Source organism: Pseudomonas sp. Pseusp97 (genome assembly GCF_047304025.1).
Lineage (GTDB): Bacteria > Pseudomonadota > Gammaproteobacteria > Pseudomonadales > Pseudomonadaceae > Pseudomonas.
In genome coordinates this window covers 1-25,409 of sequence record NZ_JBGLYK010000041.1, presented here as the reverse complement: position 1 = coordinate 25,409, position 25,409 = coordinate 1, and the positions used below count along the sequence as shown (strand labels likewise).

Annotated in this window: 20 protein-coding genes; 12 read left to right on the top strand and 8 right to left on the bottom strand. The window is 63.4% G+C overall.

The features are described 5' to 3' along the window. Positions 1-4: 4 nt before the first annotated feature. The 9 genes from ACCC94_RS10290 to ACCC94_RS10250 all read left to right on the top strand — a co-directional run bounded on the left by ACCC94_RS10290 (position 5) and on the right by ACCC94_RS10250 (position 11,927). Positions 5-2,176 (top strand): TonB-dependent siderophore receptor, encoded by a 2,172-nt coding sequence (locus ACCC94_RS10290; protein ID WP_413349315.1) that lies wholly within the window; start codon positions 5-7, stop codon positions 2,174-2,176. An 11-nt stretch (positions 2,177-2,187) separates the two neighbouring features. After that, complete coding sequence (gene pnuC, locus ACCC94_RS10285) at positions 2,188-2,775, top strand: nicotinamide riboside transporter PnuC (protein WP_413349313.1); 588 nt, start codon at positions 2,188-2,190, stop codon at positions 2,773-2,775. Between the two features lie 8 nt (positions 2,776-2,783). Continuing rightward, positions 2,784-3,521, top strand: a complete 738-nt coding sequence (locus tag ACCC94_RS10280) for a UTRA domain-containing protein (protein WP_413349312.1) — start codon at positions 2,784-2,786, stop codon at positions 3,519-3,521. 113 nt (positions 3,522-3,634) lie between these two features. Continuing rightward, a complete protein-coding gene (locus ACCC94_RS10275) occupies positions 3,635-3,796 on the top strand; it encodes a hypothetical protein (protein WP_017519129.1) in 162 nt (53 codons plus the stop codon). 3 nt (positions 3,797-3,799) lie between these two features. Continuing rightward, positions 3,800-4,429, top strand: a complete 630-nt coding sequence (locus tag ACCC94_RS10270) for a helix-turn-helix domain-containing protein (protein ID WP_413349311.1) — start codon at positions 3,800-3,802, stop codon at positions 4,427-4,429. 112 nt (positions 4,430-4,541) lie between these two features. Beyond that, complete coding sequence (locus ACCC94_RS10265) at positions 4,542-7,247, top strand: type VI secretion system Vgr family protein (RefSeq protein ID WP_413349310.1); 2,706 nt, start codon at positions 4,542-4,544, stop codon at positions 7,245-7,247. Next, positions 7,244-9,112, top strand: a complete 1,869-nt coding sequence (locus tag ACCC94_RS10260) for a phospholipase D-like domain-containing protein (protein ID WP_413349309.1) — start codon at positions 7,244-7,246, stop codon at positions 9,110-9,112. Before ACCC94_RS10265 ends, ACCC94_RS10260 begins: the two co-directional genes overlap by 4 nt. Then, on the top strand, positions 9,112-10,398 hold the full coding sequence (locus ACCC94_RS10255) for a sel1 repeat family protein (protein ID WP_413349308.1): 1,287 nt from the start codon (positions 9,112-9,114) through the stop codon (positions 10,396-10,398). Before ACCC94_RS10260 ends, ACCC94_RS10255 begins: the two co-directional genes overlap by 1 nt. 251 nt (positions 10,399-10,649) lie before the next feature. Next, positions 10,650-11,927, top strand: coding sequence for a hypothetical protein (locus ACCC94_RS10250; protein ID WP_413349307.1), 1,278 nt, complete (start codon positions 10,650-10,652; stop codon positions 11,925-11,927). Positions 11,928-12,267: 340 nt separating this feature from the next. On the opposite strand, the gene ACCC94_RS10245 is transcribed toward ACCC94_RS10250, so the two are convergent. Beyond that, on the bottom strand, positions 12,268-12,783 hold the full coding sequence (locus ACCC94_RS10245; RefSeq protein WP_401089368.1) for a hypothetical protein: 516 nt from the start codon (positions 12,781-12,783) through the stop codon (positions 12,268-12,270). Positions 12,784-13,220: 437 nt separating this feature from the next. On the opposite strand from ACCC94_RS10245, the gene ACCC94_RS10240 reads away from it, so the two are divergent. Continuing rightward, positions 13,221-13,679 (top strand): DUF3574 domain-containing protein, encoded by a 459-nt coding sequence (locus tag ACCC94_RS10240; protein WP_413349306.1) that lies wholly within the window; start codon positions 13,221-13,223, stop codon positions 13,677-13,679. Next, positions 13,679-14,545 (top strand): polyamine aminopropyltransferase, encoded by an 867-nt coding sequence (gene speE, locus ACCC94_RS10235; protein ID WP_413349305.1) that lies wholly within the window; start codon positions 13,679-13,681, stop codon positions 14,543-14,545. Before ACCC94_RS10240 ends, speE begins: the two co-directional genes overlap by 1 nt. Here speE and ACCC94_RS10230 read toward each other — a convergent pair. The 7 genes from ACCC94_RS10230 to ACCC94_RS10200 all read right to left on the bottom strand — a co-directional run bounded on the left by ACCC94_RS10230 (position 14,530) and on the right by ACCC94_RS10200 (position 23,521). Further along, on the bottom strand, positions 14,530-14,982 hold the full coding sequence (locus ACCC94_RS10230; protein WP_413349304.1) for a DUF3574 domain-containing protein: 453 nt from the start codon (positions 14,980-14,982) through the stop codon (positions 14,530-14,532). The two genes, speE and ACCC94_RS10230, sit on opposite strands and share 16 nt — an antisense overlap. Next, positions 14,982-16,358 (bottom strand): APC family permease, encoded by a 1,377-nt coding sequence (locus ACCC94_RS10225; RefSeq protein WP_413349303.1) that lies wholly within the window; start codon positions 16,356-16,358, stop codon positions 14,982-14,984. Before ACCC94_RS10225 ends, ACCC94_RS10230 begins: the two co-directional genes overlap by 1 nt. A gap of 63 nt (positions 16,359-16,421) precedes the next feature. After that, positions 16,422-18,803, bottom strand: a complete 2,382-nt coding sequence (locus ACCC94_RS10220) for a TonB-dependent receptor plug domain-containing protein (protein ID WP_413349302.1) — start codon at positions 18,801-18,803, stop codon at positions 16,422-16,424. Positions 18,804-19,176: 373 nt separating this feature from the next. Continuing rightward, positions 19,177-19,872 carry a sulfite oxidase-like oxidoreductase gene (locus ACCC94_RS10215; RefSeq protein WP_413349301.1) on the bottom strand — a complete coding sequence of 232 codons (696 nt, stop codon included), beginning with the start codon at positions 19,870-19,872 and terminating at the stop codon, positions 19,177-19,179. A 2-nt stretch (positions 19,873-19,874) separates the two neighbouring features. Then, positions 19,875-20,930, bottom strand: a complete 1,056-nt coding sequence (locus ACCC94_RS10210) for a substrate-binding domain-containing protein (RefSeq protein ID WP_413349300.1) — start codon at positions 20,928-20,930, stop codon at positions 19,875-19,877. Positions 20,931-20,955: 25 nt separating this feature from the next. Next, the gene (locus ACCC94_RS10205; protein WP_413349299.1) at positions 20,956-21,978 is read right to left on the bottom strand and encodes an ABC transporter permease; all 1,023 of its coding nucleotides are present in this window, start codon (positions 21,976-21,978) and stop codon (positions 20,956-20,958) included. A 13-nt stretch (positions 21,979-21,991) separates the two neighbouring features. Beyond that, the gene (locus tag ACCC94_RS10200) at positions 21,992-23,521 is read right to left on the bottom strand and encodes a sugar ABC transporter ATP-binding protein (RefSeq protein WP_413349298.1); all 1,530 of its coding nucleotides are present in this window, start codon (positions 23,519-23,521) and stop codon (positions 21,992-21,994) included. 250 nt (positions 23,522-23,771) lie between these two features. Here ACCC94_RS10200 and yghU point away from each other — a divergent pair, with 250 nt between their 5' ends. Then, a complete protein-coding gene (yghU, locus tag ACCC94_RS10195) occupies positions 23,772-24,608 on the top strand; it encodes a glutathione-dependent disulfide-bond oxidoreductase (protein WP_413349297.1) in 837 nt (278 codons plus the stop codon). Positions 24,609-25,409 lie beyond the last annotated feature (801 nt).

Below are 25,409 nucleotides of genomic sequence, written 5' to 3'. Positions count from 1 at the left end.
TTCCATGCAGTACCTGCCGCGCCAAGCGCGCACGCGATTTCCCCTCAGCCTGCTGACCCTGGCCGTGCTGCTGGCCAGCGGTCCCGGCCAGGCCGAGGAAGCCACCACCCTGGATACCGTCACGGTGATCGGCCAGGACACCGGGAGCTACGCCAGCGACCGCGCCTCGGTCGGCGGCTTCGGCGAGGCGCCGTTGCTGGACACGCCGGCCTCCATTTCGGTGTTCAACCAGGCGCTGCTCAAGGACCAGCAGGCGCGCCTGCTCAGCGACGTGCTGAAGAACGACGCCTCCACCGGCGAGGCCTACGCGCCGGTCGGCTATTACGAGAACTTCGAGATCCGCGGCTACTCGCTCAACGCCGCGAGCAGCTACAAGATCAACGGCCGCACCATCACCGGCGAGCAGAACGTGGCGCTGGAGAACAAGGAACAGGTCGAGGTGCTCAAGGGACTGTCCGGCCTGCAGAGCGGCGTGTCCGAGCCCGGCGGGGTGATCAACTATGTCACCAAGCGGCCGCAGGATGTGCGCTCGGTGACCCTCGGCACCGATGACGAGGGCGGCCGCTACCTGGCCACCGACGTCGGCGCCTGGCTGGACGCCGAGCAGACCGTCGGCGTGCGGGTGAACCTGGCCCACGAGGACCTGCGCTCCTACATCGACCACACCGACGGCAAGCGCGACTTCGCTTCCCTGGCGCTGGACTGGAACCTCTCATCCAACGCCCTCTGGCAGTTCGACGCCGAATACCAGAATCGTCGCCAACCCTCGGCGCCGGGCTACCAGCTGCTGGGCGGCAGCGAGCTGCCCCACGGCATCGACCCGCACGACCGCCTCGGCTACCAGAGCTGGGCCGACCCGGTGCGCATCGAGTCGCTGAACCTCAACACGCGCTTCGAGTACCGCTTCGACGATGCCTGGACCGGCATCCTCAGCGCCTCGCGCAGCAAGGTGGTGATCGACGACTACAGCGCCTTCCCCTGGGGCTGCTACGGCGCCGCCAGTTGCGCCGACTCGGCCGTGCCGAACTACTTCAGCCCCGAAGGCGACTACGACCTCTACGACTTCCGCAGCCCGGACGACACGCGCCGCAACGACGAACTGGAAGCCGCGTTGCACGGCCAGTTCGCCACCGGCTGGCTGCGCCACGAGCTGACCGTCGGCACCTCGGCCTTCCGCCGCGTGCTGGACAGCCGCCCGGAACTCAACGAGTGGGTCGGCACCGGCAACATCTACACCGGCATCGGCGCGGTGGAGCCCTTCGACGGCGAGCCCGGCCACAGCTACCGGCACCTGGACAGCCGCCAGTACGGCCTGTTCGCCAGCGACCGCATCAGCCTGAACGAGCAATGGCAGCTGGTACTCGGCGGCCGCCAGGTGCGCCTGGACGAACGCACTTTCGACACCGATGGCGACACCACCCGCCACACCCGCCGCTCGGAGTTCCTGCCCAATGGCGCGCTGATCTTCAAACCGCGCGAGGACATCTCCCTCTACGGCAGCTACAGCAAGGGCCTGTCGCTGGGCGGCGAGGCGCCCTGGTTCGCCAGCAACGCCGGCGATACCCTGGCGCCCACCTCCTCGCGCCAGGTCGAGTTCGGTATCAAGCAGGAGCTGGCCGGCTTCGACTGGAGCGCCGCGCTGTTCCAGATCCACCAGGCCTACCAGTTCGCCCGGCCCAACGGCGATGGCACCTTCACCTACGTGCAGCAGGGCCAGCAGAAGAACAGCGGGCTGGAGTTGTCCGCCAGTGGCCGGGTAACCTCCGCGCTGCAATTGAGCGGCAGCGTCGCGGCGATCCGCTCGCGGGTGGTCAATAGCGGCACGGACGACTACGAAGGCCACCAGGCGATCAACGTCCCGCGCCTGCGCGCCAGCCTGCAGGCCGACTACGCGCTGGCCGAAGTGCCGGGGCTGTCGCTGCTCGGCGCGGCGCGCTACAGCGGCGCCAAGTACGCCGACCGCGACGGCGCAGTGGAGGTCGGCGGCTACACCGTCTACGACGCCGGCGCACGCTTCAGCACACGGATCGGCGACTACCCGACCACGCTGCGGCTGAGCGTCGACAACCTGTTCGACAAGCGCTACTGGCGCGATGTCGGTGAATATTTCGGCGACGGCTACCTGTTCCAGGGTGCGCCGCGCACGGCTCGCCTGACGGCGAGCGTCAACTTCTGAGGTAAGCGCGAATGTCTGCTCTGGAAATCATCGCGGTGATCGTCAACGTGCTCGGCGTCTGGCTCACCGCCCGACGCATCCGCTGGTGCTGGCCGGTGAACGTGGTGGCGGTGCTGCTCTACGCGTGGATCTTCTTCAGCGTGAAGCTCTACTCCGACATGCTCCTGCAACTGGTCTTCGTGGTCCTGCAGTTCTACGGCTGGTGGCAATGGAGCAAGGGCGGCAGCGACCACGGCAAGGTGCGCGTCGAACGCCTGCCGCTGGCCACCGCCCTCTCCAGCTGCCTGGCCGGCGCCGTCGGTGCGCTCGCCCTGGGCTGGGCGATGCACGCCCACACCGACGCCGCCCTGCCCTGGATGGACGCCGCACTCACCGCCTTCAGCCTGGTGGCGAGCTTCTGGGCCGCACGCAAGTACGTCGCCAGCTGGTGGCTGTGGATCATCCTCGATGTGCTCTACACCGGCGTATTCCTCTACAAGGCGCTGTACCTCACCGCCGGGCTCTACGCCGGCTTCGTGGTGCTGGCGATCTACGGTCTGCTGGCCTGGCAGCGGGAACTGCATGACGAACCGCCGGCACTCGCCGCCGGCCATTCCTGAGGCTCGCCATGCTCTACCAGGCCATCCCGCCGCACTACGCGCGCATCCGCGACCAGCTGGCCGCGGACATCGCCCAGGGGCGCTTCCTCGCCGGGCAGAAGCTGCCCCCCGAGCGCGACCTCGCCGAGCGCTTCGAGTGCACCCGCGTGACCTTGCGCCAGGCCCTGCAGCAACTGGAAACCGAGGGGCTGATCTACCGCGAGAACCGTCGCGGCTGGTACCTCAGCCCGCCGCGCATCGACTACGACCCGACGCGGCTGGTCAGCTTCATGGACTACGTGCGCCTGCAGGGCCGCGAGCCGCTTACCGAGTGCCTGAGCGCCGAGCGCCGCCGCGCCGGGGCCTGGCTGGCCGCGCGGATGAACCTGCCATCGCCGGACGAACCGGTGTTCCGCCTGCACCGTCGCCGGCTGATCGACGGCCGCCCGGTGCTGGTGGAGATCAACACCCTCCTCGCCAGCTGGTGCCCGGACCTGCTCGACACGCGCCTGGACCGTTCGCTGACCACCGTGCTGCGCGAACGCTTCGGCAAGGTGCAGACCCGCTGCACGCTCAACCTGCGCCTGGGCACGGTCAACGACGACCACGCCGAACTGCTGCAACTGGCCTCCGGCGCCAGCAACCTGGTGCTGGAGCGGCTGAACTACGCCGAGGACGGCTTGCTGGTGGAATTCGACCAGGAATTCTGGCGGCCGGACGCGGTGTCCGTGGCGGTTCAGGCGGATTTCCCTTCACGTCCGTTATAGCTTATTAAGTAATTACCAAATGCTAATTCAGTATTTCTTGTTCTAACAGGATCACGGCTAAGGTAGCTCCAACACACCGCAACCGGCTTGCCTGCAAGCCTTCTGGAGCCGCCATGGACCGCACCGACAACATCATCGACCTCGCCCGCCACCGCACGCGCCGCCAGGCCCGTCGCCAGGCCGAGCTGATGTGGATGCTGTACGCGCAGCGCGCCGGCTACGACGCCTTCCAGATCGTCCAGCAGAGCCGCGACAGCGGCCGCCGCGAGGCCTGATCCATGGGCCTGTCGCTTTCCACGGAGCTGCCGGCCGTGGAGTTCGACGCAACTCCCGGCACCGCCGAAGACCCCATCGGCGAACGGGTCGCCAGCAACCTGCTGCGCCTGCGCGCCAAGCGCAACCTTTCCCTCGACGGCCTCGCCCGCCTCAGCGGTGTGAGCCGCACCATGCTCGCGCAGATCGAATCCGGCCGCAGCGTCCCGTCGATCAAGGTACTGTGCAAGATCGCCCAGGGCCTGAAGGTCTCGGTCGCCGCCTTCCTCGATGACCGCGCCTTCGAAGGCGTGGCGGTGCTGCCCGCGCGCGACAGCAAGCGCCTGGTCAGCGGCGACGGCGCCTTCGTCAGCCGCGCGCTGTTCCCCTTCGACGTCTCGCGCCAGGTGGAATTCTACGAACTGCGCCTGAAAGGCCTGGCCATCGAACACTCCACCGGCCACGCCCCCGGCACCCAGGAAAACCTGGTGGTCGCCCAGGGCGTGCTGGAAATCAGCGTCAACGAAGAACGCTTCCTCCTCGGCACCGGCGACTCCATCCTGTTCTACGCCGACCAGCCGCACAGTTACCGCAACCCGGCGGACAGCGAGGCGGTGGCGTACCTGGTGACGACTTATGCGGAGCGGCTGGACTAAGGATAGGCGGGCATAGGTGCCGACCAATCGGACGACCGTTACGGACCGGTCCGACTGACAAGGCGACAGCCTAACTGGTGGGATGACCATTCCTCTGGAATGGACGTCCGCCATGCTCATCGATGCCGCCCACCGCTTCTTCGATCACAGCCGCCACACCCTCAGCCTCAGGGACGTCGATGCGCCGCTCGATGTCCTGGCCTTCACTGGCGAAGAAGGACTCAGCCAGCCCTTCACCTACCGCATCGAATTCACCAGTACCCACCGCGACCTCCCAGCCGACGCCTTCCTCTGCAAGGACGCCAGCCTCAGCCTGCGCGCGCCGCCCGAGCAGTTGGGCATCCCCGGCTACACGCCGCCGATCGCTCCGCCCCTGCGCACCCTGTACGGCACGATCAGCCGCTTTTCCCTGCTGTCCATGTCACGGGACGAATCCCGCTACGAGGTGGTTTTCGTTCCCCGTCTGAAGCTGCTGGGTCTCGCCCGCCAGTACCGCCTTTACCAGAACCAGAGCGTGCCGGAGATCGTCGAGCAGGTGCTGCGCCGCAACGAGTTCGCCGGCCAGGATTTCCTCTTCCAGCTGACCCGCGAATATCCGCCGCGCGAACAGGTGATGCAGTACGGCGAGGACGATCTGGCCTTCATCCAGCGCCTCACCGCCGAAGTGGGCATCTGGTATCGCTTCTCGATGAACCCGGAGCTGCGCATCGAGACGGTGGAGTTCCACGACGATCAGCGCCACTACCTGCCCGCGCCATCGTTGCCGCTGCGCCCACTTTCCGCGCTGGAATCCAGCGGCCGGGACGCCGTCTGGAACCTGCAGAGCGGCCATCGACTGGTCGTGCAACGAGTCAGCAACCGCGCCTACGACTACCGCGACGCTGCTGCCCAACTGGACGCCAGCGTCGACCAGCTCAATTCGCCGAAAACCACCTACGGCGAGGCCTACCACTACGGCGAGCCACACCAGAAACTCGGCGACGTCTACGCCCAGGACGAAGACCTGGAAAGCGAGAGCGGCTACTTCTACGCGCGCCTCGCCCATGAACGCTATCTCAACGCGCGCACGCGCCTGACCGGCTGCACCAGTAGCCCCGCGCTGCTTCCCGGACAGATACTGAAGCTCGACGGCGTAGACAAACACTTCGCGCCGGGTGCGGTGATCGTTCGCGTGCACAGCTGTGCCGCCCGCGACCGCAGCTTCGAGGTGCAGTTCGAGGCCATCCCCTACGACGAACAGGTCTGCTTCCGCCCCGACGTGCCGGCCAAGCCGGTGATCGCTGGCACTCTCCCAGCCCGCGTCACCAGCCCCGAGCCGAACGACCTGTACGGCCACATCGATAAAGACGGCCGCTATAAATGTCACTTCCTATTCGACCGCGATACCTGGCCCGCAGGGCGTGAGTCGATGTGGCTATGGCTGGCGCGCCCCTATGCCGGCGATACCTACGGCCTGCACCTGCCTTTGATACAAGGCACCGAAGTCCGCGTCGAATTCGAGAACGGCGACCCGGACCGACCGTACATCGCCTATGCCTTCCACGACTCGCGGCATCCCGATCACGTCACGCTGAAAAACTACAAGCGCAACGTCCTGCGCACGCCGGCCAATAACAAGCTGCGCCTGGATGACTCGCGTGGGAAAGAGCACATCAAGCTGTCCACCGAATACAGCGGCAAGAGCCAGCTGAACCTCGGCCATCTGGTGGATGCGCAGCGCGAACAACGCGGCGAAGGCTTCGAACTGCGCACCGATGGTTGGGGCGCAGTGAGGGCCGGCAAAGGCCTGTTCATCAGCGCCGACGCCCAGCCCGGTTCGCAGGGCAAAACGCTGGACATGCAGGCCGCCGTGCGCGAGCTGGAGCAGGCCCTGGAACAAATCCGCAGCATGGCCCGCGATGCGGCCCAGGCGGTAGCGATGGAGCCAGACCGGTACGCGCCCGAACAACTCAAGGCCGCCCTGGAGTTGCTCCGGGAACCCGGCATCCTCGCCTCGGCGCCTGACGGCATCGCCGCCACCAGTGGCGGGCACCTGCAACTGGCTGCCGGGCAGAACCTGATCGCCACCGCCGGCGCCCACATGGATATCAGCGTCGCCAAGCGTTTCACCGCGGCAGTCGGCGAAGGCATCGGCCTGTTCGTGAAGAAACTAGGCATGAAGCTCTTCGCCAACCAGGGGCCGGTGAGCATTCAGGCGCAGAACGATCGGATGGAACTGCTAGCCCGCCACGGCCTGGAAATCACCAGCACCGAGGATGAGGTGCATATCGTCGCGAAGAAGAAAATCACCCTCAACGCAGGCGGCACCTACATCACCCTCGACCCGTACCGCATCGAGCTGGGCACCAAGGGGGACTTCAACATCAAGGCAGCGCACTTCTCCCTGCGCGGGCCCGCCAGCATGCCGGCGACCCATCCGGAGTATCCGAAGCTCCAGTCCGTGGAGCGACTGCGCATCAGCATTCCCCAAGCGCCCAATGCGCCCCAGTTGGCGTGGGCCGGCATGCCCTACAAGCTCTATGCCGATGGTGCGTTGCTGCAGGAAGGCGTTCTGGATGAGACAGGCCATATAGCGCTCGAGCATCAGGTCGTCACCCGGAACTATCGGCTCGAGACCAGCAGTGGCGTGAGCTACCAGATTCCTGTCCCCACCGACTACCGCAATGCCGCGAGCGGCGAACTTGCCAACCGTGGCCTGCAGAACCACCCCTCCCAAACTGACCCGCGCGTGAAGCAGCCCATCAAGCATGTGGACGATAGAGGACTGTATGCACGGTTGCTGAATCTGTTGGACGGCCGCGAAGGAGAACAGCCATGAGTCAATGCGAAAAACTTGAAATCACTGTCCCGGTAGCTCTCCAACACAGTAACGAAGCCACCTGCATTTCACCCTGGTTCATGCGCCGCACCGAATACCATCCGGTACCCGCGCTCTATCAATACCTGATCAATGGCGAAGAAGCCTTCAGGGCTGTGCACGAGGCTATCGCCAAGGCCGAGAGGTCCATCGACATCATCTGTTGGGGCTTCCAGCCGTCCATGTACTTCATCCGCGACGGCAAGAGCCGGTCGATTGGCGACCTGCTCAAGCAAAAAGCGGCGGAGAAGGGTATTCAGGTGCGCGTACTGGGTTGGGAGGCGCCTTTCAACGCAGCCGGTTACGCGGGGGAGGCCAACCTACCGGGCAAAGGCCCACACCTCTGGGATCGTGAAGGACAGACGGCAACGGAAGTCCAGTATGCCAAGGACCGTGAATGGTTCGCCGAATGTACGGCCTCCGGCTGGACCGCCAAGGGTCGGGTAGGTAAAGGGCACCCGGTCTTCGTCAGCCGTGGCTTTGGCTTCGCCGACCGGGTGGAGATTGCCTGGCGCGCGGCCAATCAGGCGCTGGACCCCGGCATCAGCACCTCGACACTTTTCTCTTATTTCGCGGCGCCCACCCACCACCAGAAGACCGTACTGGTCGACTACGAACTGCCCGACAAGGCCGTCGGCTTCGTCATGGGGCACAACATGTTGGATGCCTACTGGGACACCAATGCGCACTCCTCCAAGCGGCGCCCCAGCGGCGACCTCAAGAGCGCTGTCGATCCCAAGGATCCCGACGGCAAGCCCTACGAGCCAAACGAGGGACCGCGCGGCAAATGGCCCCGCCAGGATATTTCCAGCAAAGTCCGCGGCCCGATACTCGAACACCTGCATCACAACTTCGCCACCGCGTGGGAAAAGGAAACCGGCGAGGACCTGATCGAAGCGCGGCAAGCGATGCAGGTTGCAGAGCAGCTTTCCTTCGACCGCTGCGAAGAAGGCAGCGATCTGGTCATGGCGCAGCTTCTGCGAACCCAGGCCCAGGAAAACAAGCGTGACATTGAGCGCCTCTACCTGCGGGCGATCAACAACGCCACCCAGTACATCTACATCGAAAACCAGTACTTCCGTTGCCCACCGCTGGCCGACGCCATTCTCCAGACGGCGGCACGTCAGACAGCCAATGGACGCGACCCCGGCAAGCATGGCGCCCTGCACCTGTTCGTCGTCACCAATGCCAACGAAGAAGGCATCGGCCCTGGCACCGTCAATACCCAGCGCATGCTCGACGCCCTGGGCCGGGCCGACACCATACCCAAGGTCACCAAGCTGATGCGGGGTGAGCCGGTGCACGATGAACGATCCAAGCCGCGAAAAACTGATCCTGCCCACCAGACAACGGTGGAACCGACCATCACCGATGACGACCCACTACCCGGCGAGGATGCAGCGAAGCCTTACGGCTTCGAAGAACGCCCTGGCCTGAAAATCCACGTCTGCTCCCTGGTGGCCCCGGACTCCCCGCCGGGCAAACCCTGGATGCCGGTGTACATCCACTCCAAGCTGATGATCGTCAACGATGTCTTCACCACCCACGGCTCGGCCAATATCAATACCCGCAGCATGCAGGTAGACAGTGAATTGAATATTGCCCATGAGCGGTATGACGTGAGTAGGAGGATGCGGCGGGAGTTGTGGAATCTACATACAGATAAAAGAGGGGCGCAGGATGATCCGGCGAAGGCGTTCAAGTCTTGGGAAGACATAATTGGAAAGAATAATAGGCGTCAAAAGAACAAGAGAAAGATGGTTGGCCCTATTGCCTCTCTCATTGAGTTTCGTTACGACGAACCCACACTGAGCAATAAAGATTGATGCGCCAGATTCTTCTGATGACCAGCCTGGCGCTGGTCGCCTGTGGCGGGGCAAATAATACCGTAATCTCGTCGATTAAGGGGAATGCTATGGATTCACTCTCGAATATAAAGGCAAACCTGGCGTTCAGTTGTAAGCATGAGAAGCTTCCAGACCCTTCAGCCGATAGCGATGTAGTTTTCCAATATGCCCGTTGGCTGGAGAGAAACAATCAACTCAAGCAGAACAAGATGGTGGACGCACAGATCGAACGGCTCTATCGCATTGCTTCGGAGAATGGCCACAGCAAGGCCAACGTCAACCTACAAAATGGCGCATTACGTAATCACTACCAAATCAGCGGCGATGAGCATCTACGCATGAGCCAACAACTGATCGACGTGCAAGTTGCCAGTGGATATTTCTTCGTTGGTCTCTTTCTGCAAAGGGGCGCCGCGGGTCTGAAGAGGGACCCGGAGATGGCGTTACGGTACTATCGAAAGGCTGCTGACGAGGGGAGTGCTGACGCACAATACTATGTTGGCGAGAAGTTGGAGCCGAGCGATATAGCTCCTGCTATCGCAATGCAGATGTATCGCTGTGCTGCTGAGCAAGGGCAAGGCAAGGCTGCTTCTGCCTTAGGTATATATTTTCAAGAAGATGGTAACTATCCTGCTGCACTTGATTCATTCCAGCTTGGTGTGGCTGCTGGAAATGAAAGCTCGGCATCTTATTTGGAAAATGGTTTTCGCAGTCCGCTCTCTTCTAATGAGCTTTATTATCTTGGTCTAAAAGAAGACCTAGAACGAGCAACACGTTACGAAAAAATCGGAAAAATCTTGGGTGACTACTCGTACGCCTCTCCAAAGGTTCCCGAGATCAACGAGATCATTCCTCTGCCGCCGGCCAAGCTCCCGCCATGGGATGGCAAGCTGAAATGGCTGGAAGAGCGCGAGGCCAATATCCCGCCACCCAAGCCCAGCGAAGCGCTGATCGAGCAGTTGGCCAAGGCCAAGGGCCTCGACCCCGCTACCGGCAAGCCACTACCCGGTTCCCCGGCGTTTATCCGCGCCACCGATTTCCATATCTGCTACAGCGGCCAGCCGTGCCCACGCGCGGGCTACTGGCGCGTGCTCTGGTCTGCCGAGCGCAGCATCGTCAAGACCGATACCGTCCGCCTGTTCAAGGAGGGCGACATCTTCCCCACCTGGGACGTCAAGCGTTTCATCATCCGCCCCTGGCCGCTGAAGGACAAAACCACCCTGACTAACGAAACCGTGGAATGGAGTTTCTACGGCGATGCATAAGAGTGGTGTGGTCTGGGCGTTCTGCTTGGCGCTGACTGGTTGCGGTGGGTACCCCGCCGCGCGCCTGGCGCCGCTGGATTCGCTTTCCCAGACCAAGGTCAACCTCGCCTTTCCAGAGAAAAGGGGACAGATTTATTTTTCAAACTCCACTCCTAAACAGCACCAATTTTAGAGTAGAAAAATAAACATACCCTCTTTTACCTCCCAGGGCGAATTTAAGAATTCTCATTAATCAGTGATCGAGACCACAAGTGAAAATCTATTTAAATTCAGCCGACTTACTTGGTCGATTTGTTATTGGCGCATTTGCTTCACTTTCAATAATCTTGACATTTATGGGAAGGGACGCCTATGCAGAAGCGCACGGCAATTCGTTTCACTTCACCTTCTCCATTAAGGACATCTACATCTCATTCCTCAGCACACAAGAAAACAAATCTGTGTTAGATAACATCTCTGCCGGCGCAAAAGTGGTCGCCACTTACACAAAAACAACATCAAAATTCAGGCTGGCTGAAAATATACCGGGTGTTGCGCCAGTCTTTAGCCCAGGATTTGATTATGACTCGACCAACGACTCTGTCACCCTGCCGCTGCTCCCGGAACCAGAAAGAGTTGGCGTGATAGGTGCGGATATTCCACAAGCTCTCGCCGGCGGCTATCGATTAAGTAGGATATCTGTCTTCATTTCACCTAATGTTATTTATCACCAGCAAGGATATTTGGATATTGTCAAAAATTTGGCTCCCGAAAAAACAGGAGATCATACTAAAACTGATCTGATGTTCGAATATCTGGCGCACCCTAATAGTTCAACTCAAAAAAATCCGGAAACCACCCAGCAGGATTGTTTATTTTTATCAACACCTTATGGGTTTCCTGACGTATCAATTCCTGTTGCAGTCCGGGTGACAAACGATTCAAGGTTTGTTTTGACTCGCCTTACTCATCAGTATTGCCCAGTTATTGATCAGAACTTCACGAAAGGGTCTAAATCAAATCCTGACCACGTGACTAAAGCCAGTATTGCCGCTGCACAGGCAAGCATCGATTTCAGCACAACAGCTTCGGTAGAAAGTCAGTGGGGGGCATTACCTGTTACAAAAGGAATGAGTCGCTGGTATCAACGTAATGCTGAGGGTGCTTATGCATCCTTGACTCAGTATGGATCATATAAAGAATTTGCCATCCGACTGCGAAAGGACACAACATACCCTATAGACTCTAAACTCCCAAACCGAACTGAGAGATGGTGGTTATTCAATGACGAACTGGTTAAATATTCTACCGAACTTTATTACCAGGGGAATGGCCATGAAAAGCCTTTAATGCTCAACGCTAGCGCTTTATTCTCTGAAAATCAAAGAGTTTGGGAGAATGGTTCTCAGGGAGACTGCAAAGCAAAGGAGTGTCAAAAGCTATCTTCTGAGTTAATGACGCAAGTCAGAACCCCCTATGAGATACTGGAAAAGGAAGTACAGCAATATATGAAGCTGCCTTTGATTCCGGCAGAAGATATTCAGAATTAGCCTGACCTTTCGGAATCAGCAGACCTGTCGCTTAAGAAGAGAACTACCAATTCGCAATGCAGGCTATGGGGGATTTGCGGGTTAATATGAATAACCACCGTTTTTTTTGCACTAACAGCTTGAGGCCAGATAGATATATTTTCCAGCCTCCTGCCCGCTAAACCTTCTCCATATTAATAAATTAATTTTTCCCATAACCGCAGACAGCGAGGCGGTAGCGTACCTGGTGACGACTTATGTGGAGCGGTTGGACTGAGCCCGCCCCAGACATTAAATCCAGGCAATAAAAAAGGCCCGGCGGGTTCCCCCGCCGGGCCTTTCGCGTTTCAGCGCCCTGCGATCAGCAGGTGCAGCACATCATCGGCATGCCGTTGCAGCTCATCATCATCGGCATGCCGCATTCCATCATCTTGTTCATCAGCATGCAGCAGTTCTTGAACATCTCCATGTTCATGCCCTGCATCGGCATCATCTTGCACATCATCATGTCGCCCTGCATCGAGCATTCCATCATGCACTTCATGCCGGGCATACCCATGTTCATGCCCATCATCGGCATCTGCATCATCGGGTTCATCATGCCCATCATCGGCATCATGGCCATGGCGGACTGGGACATGCCCATCATCATCATGTTGCCGCAGTGCATCATCATCGGCATGCCGCAGTTCATCATCATCGCCATCATCTCGGCGCTGTTGCGGAACATGGCCATTTCCATGCCCATGGCCGGCTTCATCTTGCACATCATGCCGTCGTCGAGCATCTCGCATTCCATGGTCGCCATCATCATGGGCATGCCCATCATCGGCATCATGGCGTTGGTGTTCATCGGCATCTGCATGGCGTTCATCATGGTGGGGCTCCCTGAATCGATTGGAATGAAGTGCTGCGAATGGGGCCGATTCTAGGGAGGTGCGACGGCGCGGCAAGATGGCGGGGGAACGGCGGGTTTTGCAGTGTCGACCCGCGATTCGGATTCGATGTCGTCGATGTTGTTCGCGATAGTTTCGACGAGAGCGCTATAGCGAACACATTAGAATTAAACACTTCACTTTCAGCGAAATGGATATCTCATTCAGTGCTGAGTAAAGAACCGTAGTGAATATTAAATCTAACCACAGCCAAAAATATCCATGACCTGGCGCCGAGGCCCGGCCTAGAGCACTCTCGACCGCTTGGATAAAAACTGAAAATGAGCATATGAGAATGCTTTTTCAGTATTTAAGGAAATAACAAGCGACCTTCTATAGTGGCGGTTTGGCTCAACTCTCATCACCGCAAGGAAGTCCCATGCTCCGCCATCTGCTCGCCGCCAGCCTCGCCCTGGCGCTGTTCGGCTGCGCCACCCCGCCCGCTCCTTCCGTCCATACCACTGACCCTGCGACCTCGACCCTGCAGGGCGACCCGACCCGGCCGGCGCAGGCGCAGTGGCTGCGCACCGAGTTGTACTTCGCGCTGGGCCAGGAGAACGGCAAGGAGAAGATCAGCGAGCAGCGCTGGCGGCAGTTCCTCGATAAGGAAGTGACGCCGCGCTTCCCGGATGGCTTCACCGCCTACGATGCCTACGGCCAGTGGCGTGACCACGGCGCGCCGGAACCCGAGCGGCTGAGTACCAAGGTCATCGTGATCCTGCATGAAGACAGCGCCGCGCGCGGCAAGGACATCGAGGCGATCCGCCTGGCGTGGAAGCGCATCACCGGCGACCTCTCCGTGCTGCGGCTGTCGCAGCCGGCGCAGGTTTCCTTCTGATGGGCGAATTCCGCGAGTCGCTGCATGACGGTTACGCGCAGGCGCTGAGCGTCGACGAGCCGATCTACCAGGGCAATACCGGCCAACAGGAGGTGCAGGTGTTCCGCAACCGCCTTTTCGGCCGCGTGCTGACGCTGGACGGCGTGGTGCAGACCACCGAGGCGGACGAGTTCGTCTACCACGAGATGCTCGCCCATGTGCCGATCCTCGCCCATGGCGCGGTGCGCCGCGTGCTGGTAATCGGCGTGGGCGACGGCGGCATCCTGCGGGAGATCGTCCGCCATGCCGGCATCGAGGAGATAGTCGCGGTGGAGATCGACCCGCAGGTGGTCGAACTGTGTCGCGAGCTACTTCCACTGCATTCGGCCGGCGCGCTGGACGATCCGCGCCTGAAGCTGATCTACGCCGATGGCCTGGAATACCTCGCCAAAAGCCGCGAGACCTTCGACCTGATCCTCTGCGATTCCACTGACCCGGGTGGCCCGGCGGCGAGCCTGTTCACCGACGCCTTCTACCGCAATTGCCAGCAGCGCCTGGACACCGGCGGCATCCTCGCCACGCAGAACGGCGTGCCCTTCCTCCAGCCGGAGGAACTGGGCGGTACGGCGCGGCGGCTGGCCGATACCTTCGCCGACTGGGGCTTCTTCCACGCCGCGGTGCCGACCTACATTGGCGGCAGCATGGCCTTCGGCTGGGCGTCCAACAGCGAGAAGGTACGGCGCACCGAGCTGGAAACCCTGCGCCAGCGCTTCGCCAGAAGCGGCCTGGTGACCCGCTACTACACCCCCGAGGTGCACCAGGCGGCGTTCGCCCTGCCGCGCTACATGCTCGACCTGATCGAGGCCGGGCTTCAGCGCGACAGCTGAGGGTTGTCCAGGCGCTGCGGCGTCCAGTCCGGATCGCGAGCGCGAACCGGGCTGCTGACCTGCAGCACCGCCGTGCCGAAGCGCTGCTTGAAGTGCGCGCCGATATCCGTGAGTGCCTGGCGCGTGTAGGGGTTGTCGGCGTGGATGAGGATCAGCATCCGTGACGGCAGCTTCTCCGGCCCGCCGCTGGGGCCGCGCCACTGGCCGTGCAGGTCGAGCCAGCTCAAACCATCGGGGAAGCGCGGCGTCACCTCGCGGGCAAGAAAGTCCTCCCACTGCGACAGCTCCACCGCTTCCAGGTACAGCTCAGTGCGCAACATGCGCCGGCCGCTGGCTTCCCCACTGGCGCTGGCAGACGGCTCGTTGAGCCATAGCCCGACCAGCGCCGCCAGCAAGACGGCCACGGCGCCATTGCGCCAGAGTGCTTTTGCGCGCATCAGGCGCCCTCCTCCGACATGCCTTGGACCGCTTCAACGCGCGGGCGCAACAGCAATTGCAGCAGCGCTCCCAGCGCCAGCACGCCCACACCGAGCAGCGCTCCCCAGCCGACATAGGCGACGCTGGAATACAGCATGTACAGGCACACCGCGAGGAAACCCAGCGGCAGCCACGGATAGAGCGGCACGCGGATCGGCCGCGGCACTTCCGGGTGACGCCGGCGCAGGACGATCAGCGCCACGCTGCTCAGGCTGAGGAACAGCCAGTACACCGGGGTCATGTACTCGACCATGGTGTTGAAGCCATGGCCGCTCCAGCCGCCGACCGCAATGAGCAGCAGCGCCACCAGGCCCTCGGCCAGCAATGCTGCGCGCGGCACGCCATGGCGCACGTCCCAGCGGCCGAGCACGCCCAGGGCGGGAACGTCCCGCGCGGCGGCGTAGGTGGTGCGGCTGCCGACGATCAACGTGGAGTTGATGCTGGCGACGGCGGAAACCACCACCACCGCCATGATCAAGCCGATACCCGGCGCGCCGAAGGCCAGCCCGAGCAGTTCCAGCGCCGGCGCTCCGCTGGCGGCCAGGCCATCGAAGCCCAGCCCGCGGATGAACGCCCAGTTCAGCGCCAGGTAGATCAGCAGCAACGCGGCGAGCGCACCGAGCATGGCAGTGAAGATGCCCCGGCGGTTGTCGCGCAGCTCCGCCGACAGCGTGGCCGCATCGCTCCAGCCGCCGAAGGCGAGGAAGACGTAGATCAGCGCGGCGGAGAAGCCGGCGACGCCCACCTGCTCGGGTTCCACCGGTGCCACGGCGGGCGGCACGAAGCCGCGCCACTCCAGCCACAGGCCGGCGACGACAATGCCAAGAAAGCCCGCGGCGACCAGCGCGACCAACCCGGCCTGGGTGCCCAGGCTGACCCGCCAGCCGATCAGGTTGAGTGCTACCAGCGCAAGGACCAGCCCACCGGCCAGCAGCACGTTGCCGAGCTGGCCGAGGCCGAGCAAGGCGCTGAAGTGATCGGCGAAGAGGAAGGCCATCAGCGCGATCCAGCCGGTGTGCAGGATGGCGAAGCGCGACCAGGCGAACAGGAAGCCCACCCGCTGGCCGTAGGCGCGTTCGAGGAAGTGGTAGTCGCCGCCGGGATGGGCGAAGGCCGAGGCCATCTCCACGTAGCACAGCGCGCCGACCATCGACAGCAGCCCGCCGAGTACCCACACCAGGTAGAAGTGCTCCTGGCCGACGTTGAGCGCCACGGTGGGCGCGGTTTTCAGGATGTCGCTGGTGATCACCATGCCCAGCGTCAGCAGCAGCGCATGGATGGCGCCCAGCTGCCGGCGCGGGCCGGCCGGCTTGTCAGTGGCGAAGTTGTCAGCCATGAATCGGCTCCGCAAAAGTAGTGGGGGCCGCGATGCGCCCCCCTTCGGTCAGAACGACCGCCCTTAGAACGAATAGCTCGCGCGGGCGTAGTAGTAAGCGCCGTTGGAGCCGATCGGCGAGAGCACGTCGTACGGCAGGTTGCCGCCGTAGTTGATCTCCGAGCTTGAGCGTTCCGGGTAGTTGTCGGTGAGGTTGTTGCCGCCCACCGCCAGGCTGAACTGCGGGGTGAACTTGTAGGCCACCTCGGCATCCAGCTGCCACACCGCGCCGTAGGTCTGTTCCGGGTGGTAGCCGTCGCCGAAGTCGAACACGCGGGTGGTCTCGCCCTGCCGGGTCAGGCGGCCGAGCAGGTTCCACTGCGCATCGCTCCAGGTGGTGGTGAGGATGAAGCGGTCCTTGGGCGCGGCGTCGGTGAGGGTGTTGCGCTCCTCCACGCCCACCAGCGCGTCCTCGCCGATGCCCAGATTGGACAGCTGCTGCGGCGTGCCCTTGGTGCTGCGCACCTTGGTGTGGTTGTAGGTGTACGCGGTGGTCACGCCCAGTTGCCCGCCGACGAAGGGCTGGTGGTAGTTGAGGACCAGCTCGGCGCCATCGGTGCGGGTATCGGCGGCGTTGGTGAAGAAGTTCACGTCATGCACGCCGGCCACGCCGAAGTTGTCCTGGATGAACTGCTCCATGGCGTCGCTGCCAATGCGCTGGGACAGGGTGATGCGGTCGTCGACGTCGATGCGGAACACGTCGAAGGACAGGTCGAAACGCTCGTTCAGCTGCGCGGTCAGGCCCAGGCTGAAGTTCTTGGAGGTCTCCGGGTCGAGCTTCTCGGCGCCCAGCGCGCGGGCGATCGGGTCGTTGACCGAGAGCACGCGGATGTCGGTGAGCGTGCCGCCGTCGCCGAAGTTGCTGGTGGTGTTCTGGAAGCCCACCTGGGCCAGCGACGGCGCGCGGAAGTTGGTGGACGCCGCGCCGCGCAGGGCCAGTTCCGGGGTCAGCTGGTAGCGGCCGCTGAGCTTGCCGGTGAGCTTGCTGCCGGCGTCGTCATAACGTTCCCAGCGCGCGGCGGCATCGACGAAGAACTTGTCGGTGAGATCGCCCGACAGGTCGACGTAGGTGCCGAAGACGTTGCGGTCGATGTCCACCTCTTCGCTCGGACGCAGGCCGTTGGCGCCATCCGCGCCGACGCCGTAGTACGAGGCTTCGTCGCCGGCGGTGGTGATGTAGTTCTCGTAGCGGTACTCGCCACCCAGCGCCAACACGAAGGGCCGCCCGGCGAGGCTCAGCTCGCGGCTGAGGTCGAGGTTGGCGACGCTCTGGCGCAGCTCGTAGTCGCCGGTGTCGAAGCGCGTCGGCGTGTCTTCGCCCAGCGATGCGTTGAGGGTGCGCCGGGTGGAGGATTCGAAGCGGTTGCGGCCGTGGGTGACGCTGGCGTCGTAGTCCCAGGTGTCGGCGATCAGGCCCTTGTAGCCGAGGGTGGCGGAAAGGTCGGTGTTGTCGCCCAGGGACTGCGGCAGGTAGCCGTTGGGGTAGATCTCCGGGTGCTCGTCCGGGTAGCGGTAGAACTCCGCGCCGGTGGTGTGGCGCTCGTTGTACAGGCCGAAGGAATAGAGCTTGCCGCCGCCCAGCGCGAGGTCGCCGTTGAACCAGGCGTTGACGTCGCGCGCCAGGCCATCGCCCATCACGTAGTTGCGCTGCCCCGGCGTATCGGCGAAGCCGTCGTAGCCTGCGCGGTTGGTCGGCTCGCGGTTGATGAACTCGGCGCCGCCGCGGACGAAGCCGTCCTCGCCCAGGCGCGTGCCGGCCTTGGCGGCGGTGTAGGAGTTCTGCCCGTCGGTGGTGGTCTTGTCGATGGCGTCCTGGTGCGTGTGGTAGGCGCCGTAGCTGGTGGTCACCTCGCCGCCTTCGGGGGCGTCGTCGAGGATGATGTTGATCACCCCGGCGATGGCGTCGGAGCCGTACTGCGCGCCGGCGCCGTCGCGCAGCACTTCGATGCGTTTGATGGCGCTGATGGGGATCGAGTTGAAGTCCACCGGCGCGGTGCCGCGGCCGATCTTCGAGGAGTCGTTGACCAGAGCGGAGGTGTGCTGGCGCTTGCCATTGATCAGCACCAGCACCTGGTCCGGGCTCATGCCGCGCAGCTGGGCGGCGCGCACGTGGTCGGCGCCGCCGGAGTTGGACTGGCGCGGGAAGTTGAAGGACGGCAGCAGCGTCGCCAGGGCCTGGCCCAGCTCGCCGCCGACGGCGCCGGTGGATTTGAGGTCCTGCGCGGTGAGCACGTCCACCGGCACGGGGGAATCCAGCAGGGTGCGGTTGTTGCCGCGGGTGCCGGTGACCAGCACGGTCTCGAGCTTGGTGGTGGCTTCGGGGCTCGACGAGGTTTCGTCGGCGTGCGCGGCGGACTGGGCGATGACGGAGGCCACCGCAACGGCAATGAGGGAACGGGATAACACGCGAAGTACTCCTGTCTCGCTTAAAGAGCGCCACTCGCCGTTGGCGGCGAGTCCGGAACTCCGCTGATGTGTTTTTCTGATGGGCTCGAGCGGTTGGTGTCGGAAGTCCGGAAACCGCGAGCGACTGTCCTCCTCAGGGTGGAGAAAACAGTGCTCGGGAAAGCGCTCCAGGTGTCGGGGCCGGTCTCTCTTCGTGATGAGCGAAAAGGCACGGCTTCTCGGTATCGCCGGTCATCCCTGACCAGATGGGGAAGGCGTCATCCTAGCTAGTGGCAGAGTGCTTTCAAACGAATAAAAAATGCTTTGGTTATAACCAGTTACCAGTGTTTCCAGAGCAACAGCAGCGGCTGTTACTGCAGCAACAGCGCAACACTCAATCGAACGCCTTGCGGGTCCACTCGTCCTCGGGAATAGCCAGCGCCTCGCCGGAAAAACGCTCCTCACGGAACGGGTCGGCCTCGTTGTGGAAGCCGTTGCGCTCCCAGAATCCTGCGCGGTCGCTGTCGCTGAACCGCAGTTCGCGCAGCCACTTCGCACTCTTCCAGAAATAGCGCCCGGCGATCACCAGACGCAGCGGCCAGCCGTGCACCGGGGTCAGCGGTTCGCCGGCGTAGTGCGTGGCGAGCAGGCTGTCCGGGCACAGCAGGTCCTGCAGCGGCAGATTGGTCTCGTAGTCGTGGTCGGCATGGGCCATGACGAACTGCCCGGCGGGCTCCACACCGTAATGCGCGAGCAGGTCGGACAGGTGTACGCCGCGCCACGCAGTGTCGAACTTCGACCAGCGCGTGACGCAATGGATATCGCAGACCAGCTCGCGCTGCGGCAGCGCCAGCAGGTCGTCCAGACTCAGTTCCAGCGCCTGCGGCGGCTCTTGCGACAGCCTATGCGACAGCGCTCCGGACAGACGCAGGCGCCAGGTGGTGAGGTCATATTCCGGCACCTCGCCTTCATGCAGGATCGGGAAGCGCTCGGTCAGTACCTGCCCCGGCGGCAGGCGCTCGCCGTAGCGCGGGTCGGCAGCCGGCGAGCGCGCCTTCTTCAGGCGCCGGGCCTTGTCGTGCGTGCTCATCGTCAATTCGCCAGCGGAATCCACGGTGCCTGCGCGACCTTCTGCGCCTCGCCGAAGGCCGGTACCTTGCGCGCCAGGTCGCGGACGTTCTTCACGTCGAGATCGAGCAGTTGCTGGCGGGTGATCAGGGTCGGCGGCACCAGCACCTGCTCGCCCGGATTCTCTCCGGCGATGCGCAACGCCAGGCTGCGCACGCTGATGGCTCCGGCCACTTCCGGGTTGACCGCGGCGGTGGCGCTCCAGGCGCTGCCCTGCTCCTTCATGATCTGGATGTCGGCGGTGGAAATGTCGGCGCTGTAGATCTTCACCTGCTTGCCCAGGCCGGCTTCGTCCACGGCGATCTTCACACCCTTGGCGAACTCGTCGAAAGGCGCGAAGAATACGGTGATATCCGGGTTGGCGCGCAGCACCGCGCTGGCCTGGTCGGCCACCGAGTTGGCGATGGGTGCGTTGAGCGTACCGAAGCGCGCCTTCTCGACGATGCCGGGGTTCTCGGCCTTCACCTGGCGCCAGATTTCGTCGCGGCGCTCCATGGGCGTGAAGCCGTCGATGTACACGTAGCCGGCGTCGAACTTGTTGCCGTTGTCCTGCAGCACCTGCTTGAGCGCCAGGCGCGCCAGCTCGCGGTGATCCTGCTCGACGCGGGTGATGCGCGGGTCGTTCACGTCGACGTCGAAGGTCACCACCTTGATGCCCTTGGCCAGCGCCTTGTCGATGGAGTCCTTGAGGGTTTCGGCGAGGCCGAGTTGGACGATGATGCCGTCCACACCGAGGTCGATGGCCTGCTCCAGCATCTCGCGCTGGGTGGCGGCCTGCTGGCGGGCGTCGAACACGCGCAGCTTCACGTCCAGCGCGTTGGCCTGCTTCTCCACGCCACGCAGGTAGGCTTCGGGGAAGTCGCCGGAGAACAGGTAGCCGACCAGGGCGATCTGCACGCCGCCCTTGTCGAAGGGTGCGGGGGCTCCGGGCAAGCCGGCCGCGACGGCGCTGGCTGCGCCGGACAACAACAGCCCGGCGGCGAACAGCGCGCGCAGGGTTTTGGCGGGGGTGAATTTCATCCGTTGAATCTCCGAAAAGTAGCGATCAGTGCCCGCGCCGGGCCAGACCGAAAGTGAACATCAGGGCCGAGACCAGCACGGCGCCCTTGACGAAATCCTGCGCGTAGTAAGGCGCGTTGAGCATGGTCAGGCCGTTGAGCAGGGTCGCCACCAGCACCGCGCCGACCAGGGTGCCGAAGGCGTTGGGCTTCTGCGCGCCGAGCACGGCGAAACCGATCAGCGCAGCGCCAAGGGCGTCGAGCACCAGCCCGTTGCCGGAGCTGACGTCACCGCGCCCCAGGCGCGCCGCCAGCAGCAATCCGCCCAGCGAAGCCAGCAGCGCCGAGAGCACGTAGGCAAGCAGCTTGTAGCGTTCCACCGCAGCACCGGCGAGGCGCGCTGCCTGCTCGTTACCGCCGATGGCATAGAACAACCGGCCGGGCCGCGTGCGTTCGAGGAACAGCCAGACCAGCAACGCACAGCCGAGCATGATCACCACCGGCACCGGCACGCGGTCCCACAACTGCGCGCGGCCGAGGGCGAGGAACCAGCTGGCGAAGGCACCCGGCGCCTCATCGCCGTTGGGCAGGGTCATGCCGACGGCGATGGAGCGGCCGCCGGTGGGAATCAGTTGCACGCCGACCACCAGGAACATGCTGCCGAGGGTGGCGAGGATGTCCGGCACGCGCATGCGCACGATCAGCCAGCCGTTGAGCAGGCCGACCAGGGTGCCGAGGCCGAGGCTGATGAGGATCGCCGCCAGCGGGCCCCAGTCCAGCACCACCATCACGTAGCTGGCGCTCATCAGGCTCAGCGCGGCGACCGCGCCGATGGACAGGTCCAGCCCGCCCACGGCCATGCTCAGGGTCACGCCCAAGGCCAGCAGCGCGACGATGGATACCGATTGCAGCACCAGGAACAGGTTGCCGACCCGCAGGAAGGCCGGCTCCAGCAACGCGAACACCAGCACCAGCAGAGCCAGCAGCAGGAGCAGCGCGTAATGGATGAGGAAGTCGAGCAGGCGGGCGACGGGTGTGGTCGCTCCGCTGCCCACGGCAGTTCTGGACACGCACGGCTCCTTTCTAGATACGCACAGTTTCCTGGCGCGAAGGGTTGGATGGGGTGAGATGGGCGAGGATTTCGCTGCGTTGCAGGTCGTGCCGGGGCAGCTCGGCGACCACCGCGCCGTCGCGCACGACGAGGATGCGGTCGGCAATTTCCAGGGCTTCGTCCGGGTCGCTGCAGATCACCAGCGTGGCGCGGCCGGCGGCGCTGGCGCGGATGCGCAGGCCGATGTCGCGACGGGCGCGGACGTCGACGCCCTGGAAGGGCTCGTCGAGGATCAGCACGCGGCCCTGCCCCAGCAGCCAGCGGGCGAGGATGACCTTCTGCTGGTTGCCGCCGGAGAGCAGTTCAAGGGCAAATTCCTGGCCGGGGCCTTTGATGTCCAGCGCTTCGATCTGCTCCGCGACTCTGGCGCGCTCGGCGTTGCGGTCGATGAAGCCGAAGCGGCTGAAGCTGCGCAGGAACGGCAAGGTCATGCTGGCGCGCACCGAGAAGCCCGGCACCCGCGAGTTGCGCGCACGGTCCTCGGCGGCGAAGAACACGCCGGCGGCAATCGCTTCGCGCGGCGTGCGCGGCAGCCAGTCGCGCCCATCGAGGCGGATCGATCCGCCATGATGCTTGCGCAGGCCGAACAGTACTTCGGCGATCTCGCTCTTGCCGGCGCCGAGCAGACCGGTCAGGGCGACTACCTCGCCTTCGTGCAGGTCCAGGTCGAAGGCCGCGCTGTGCGCTTCGAGCTGCCAGTCGCGCAGGGACAGCACCGTCTCGCCGCGCTGCAGCGGCTGCAACTGCACCTCGCCCAGCGCGGCGCCGAGCATGGATTCCACGGCGGCGCCGAGGTCCAGCGGCGCGCTGAATTCGCCCACCAGGCGGCCGTCGCGCAGTACCAGCGCGCGGTCCGCCACGCGTTGCAGGTCGGACAACCGATGGGAGATGTAGAGGATCGCCACGCCGCGTTCGCGCAGACGGTCGATGACGTGGAACAGACGCTCGGCCTCGAGGGTCGACAGCGATGCGGTGGGTTCGTCGAGAATCAGCAGGCGCGGTTTCAATGCGAGCGCACGGGACAGGATCACCAGTTGCCGCTCGGCGGTGCCCAGGGTTTCGATGGGCGCTTGCAGTGGCAGGTGCAGTTCCAGGCCCGCGGCGATTTCAGCTGCGCGCTTGAGCGCTTCACCCGGACGGAAGAACAGGGAACCGGCACCGCAGAGTTCGTCCAGCAGGAGGTTTTCCGCGACGCTCAGGCCGGGCACCACGCCCTGCTCCACCTGCTGGTGAACGGCGACTATGCCATGGCGCCGGGCGTCGTGGGGCGAAGCGAAGCGCACCTCCTCGCCATCCACCCGCAACTGTCCGGCATCGTGGGCGTGGGAGCCGGCGATGATCTTTACCAGGGTCGACTTGCCCGCGCCGTTGGCGCCGAGCAGTGCGAGGACCTCGCCGGGACGAATCTCCAGGTCCACGTCGACCAGCACGCGGTTCTCGGCAAAGGACTTGCCGACGCCTTCGAGGCGGAGGAATGCAGGGAAAGCAGGCTGGACGGACATGGGGCTCTCGAAACGCGGCAGAGCGAAAGCGCCGTTTCAGAGCTTCGCCGTTGGACTGAGCGGCGATTCTTTTATAATCTCAAATCATGCATCAACTTATTTTTAATATCGTTTATGCATATGCTAACAACCGACTGCGCCGGGCGAAGACCACTGTTCGCCCAGCAACAGCGTCCCGGAAAACGGCTGACGCACCCCAGACCCGGCGGTTAGCATCCATGGCATTCAACCCACAAGGTGAGAACTCGAGATGGCGAACGATACCTACACTCCACCCCGCGTCTGGACTTGGGACAAGAGCAACGGCGGCGCCTTCGCCAGCATCAACCGGCCCATCGCCGGCCCGACCCACGACAAGGATCTGCCGCGCGGCAAGCACCCGCTGCAGCTGTATTCGCTGGCCACGCCCAACGGCGTGAAGGTCACCATCCTGCTCGAAGAACTGCTGGAGCTGGGCGTGACTGCCGCCGAATACGATGCCTGGCCGATCAGGATCAGCGACGGCGACCAGTTCGGCAGCGGCTTCGTCGAGATCAACCCGAACTCGAAGATCCCGGCCCTGCTGGACACCAGCGTGAAACCGGAGCTGCGCATCTTCGAATCCGGCTCGATCCTGCTGTACCTCGCGGAGAAGTTCGGCCACTTCCTGCCCAAGGACCTGGCCAAGCGCACCGAGACACTGAACTGGCTGTTCTGGCAGATGGGCAGCGCGCCCTTCCTCGGCGGCGGTTTCGGCCATTTCTACGCCTACGCGCCGGAGAAGTACGAGTACCCGATCAACCGCTACGCCATGGAGGTCAAGCGCCAGCTCGACGTGCTCGACCGCCAGCTGGCCGAGAACCGCTACATCGCCGGCGACGACTACAGCATCGCCGACATGGCGATCTGGCCCTGGTACGGCGCGCTGCTGAACAACCAGGCGTACGAGGCGGCGGAATTCCTCGACGTGGAGAGCTACACCCACGTGCGCCGCTGGACCGACGAAATCGCCGCGCGCCCGGCGGTACAGCGTGGACGGCGGGTCAATCGCACCTGGGGCGACGACGCCCTGCCGGAACGGCACAGTGCGGAGGATTTCACCCGCTGATGCCTACCCTGTAGCCGCCGCGCTTGCTCGCAACTCCAACGCCGGCCTTGCCGGCGGATCGCGGAGAAGCTCCTACAAAAGCCCGAACGTGTCGGCTGCGTAGGAGCGGACCTTGTCCGCGAAATCCATCGCGGAGGGCGACGGCCCCATGGGCATACCCCGGCAGTTTGCGCCCGCGTAGGAGCGGACTCCGTCCGCGATGGGCCGGGCGCACACCGACCGGTTCGCGAGCAAGCTCGCTCCTACAGTTGGCGGGTGGATCTTGCGTGATCCTGAAAGATTCGCTTCCGCCGCGAGGGGATTTCGCGGACAAGGTCCGCTCCTACAGGGAAACGCCGCCCACGGCCACTCTTTGGCTGACTTCCAGAGAAACGCCCAAGCACTCCAAACGCCCCGTTCAGGAGGCCTCGTTGAATTGGAGTTTCAGGGGTTGAGCGACATGGATGTCCCGAGAGCCGCGATGGGCCAGGGATGGCCCTTCGTGGGGGGACGCCTAGTTCGTGCCCCTGGAACTTCGATTCAACGAGGGAATTTTTCGCCTAAGCGAAAAACCGGATGTCCGGGGCAAGCCTTTTGGTTACTTTTCGGCGTTTGGAAAAGTAACTCGCCCGAGGGGGCGAAACCCAATACATCCGCGCACGCCAAAGCGGCGCAGAAACACCCAACTTCCAGCAAAGGGCGCCGCATTTCATTGTGCCCAGGCGAGAACGGAGTCCTCCGCGTGGGATTTCGCGGACAAGGTCCGCTCCTACGGGGAAATTCCGTGCCAGGCGGTTCGCGAGCAAGAACTAGGCGTCCCCC

Coding starts and splice junctions, on each gene's coding strand:
- ACCC94_RS10290 (WP_413349315.1), top strand. CDS start 5: ATGCAGTACCTGCCGCGCCAAGCGCGCACGCGATTTCCCCTCAGCCTG.
- pnuC (WP_413349313.1), top strand. CDS start 2,188: ATGTCTGCTCTGGAAATCATCGCGGTGATCGTCAACGTGCTCGGCGTC.
- ACCC94_RS10280 (WP_413349312.1), top strand. CDS start 2,784: ATGCTCTACCAGGCCATCCCGCCGCACTACGCGCGCATCCGCGACCAG.
- ACCC94_RS10275 (WP_017519129.1), top strand. CDS start 3,635: ATGGACCGCACCGACAACATCATCGACCTCGCCCGCCACCGCACGCGC.
- ACCC94_RS10270 (WP_413349311.1), top strand. CDS start 3,800: ATGGGCCTGTCGCTTTCCACGGAGCTGCCGGCCGTGGAGTTCGACGCA.
- ACCC94_RS10265 (WP_413349310.1), top strand. CDS start 4,542: ATGCTCATCGATGCCGCCCACCGCTTCTTCGATCACAGCCGCCACACC.
- ACCC94_RS10260 (WP_413349309.1), top strand. CDS start 7,244: ATGAGTCAATGCGAAAAACTTGAAATCACTGTCCCGGTAGCTCTCCAA.
- ACCC94_RS10255 (WP_413349308.1), top strand. CDS start 9,112: ATGCGCCAGATTCTTCTGATGACCAGCCTGGCGCTGGTCGCCTGTGGC.
- ACCC94_RS10245 (WP_401089368.1), bottom strand. CDS start 12,783: ATGATGAACGCCATGCAGATGCCGATGAACACCAACGCCATGATGCCG.
- ACCC94_RS10240 (WP_413349306.1), top strand. CDS start 13,221: ATGCTCCGCCATCTGCTCGCCGCCAGCCTCGCCCTGGCGCTGTTCGGC.
- speE (WP_413349305.1), top strand. CDS start 13,679: ATGGGCGAATTCCGCGAGTCGCTGCATGACGGTTACGCGCAGGCGCTG.
- ACCC94_RS10230 (WP_413349304.1), bottom strand. CDS start 14,982: ATGCGCGCAAAAGCACTCTGGCGCAATGGCGCCGTGGCCGTCTTGCTG.
- ACCC94_RS10225 (WP_413349303.1), bottom strand. CDS start 16,358: ATGGCTGACAACTTCGCCACTGACAAGCCGGCCGGCCCGCGCCGGCAG.
- ACCC94_RS10215 (WP_413349301.1), bottom strand. CDS start 19,872: ATGAGCACGCACGACAAGGCCCGGCGCCTGAAGAAGGCGCGCTCGCCG.
- ACCC94_RS10210 (WP_413349300.1), bottom strand. CDS start 20,930: ATGAAATTCACCCCCGCCAAAACCCTGCGCGCGCTGTTCGCCGCCGGG.
- ACCC94_RS10200 (WP_413349298.1), bottom strand. CDS start 23,521: ATGTCCGTCCAGCCTGCTTTCCCTGCATTCCTCCGCCTCGAAGGCGTC.
- yghU (WP_413349297.1), top strand. CDS start 23,772: ATGGCGAACGATACCTACACTCCACCCCGCGTCTGGACTTGGGACAAG.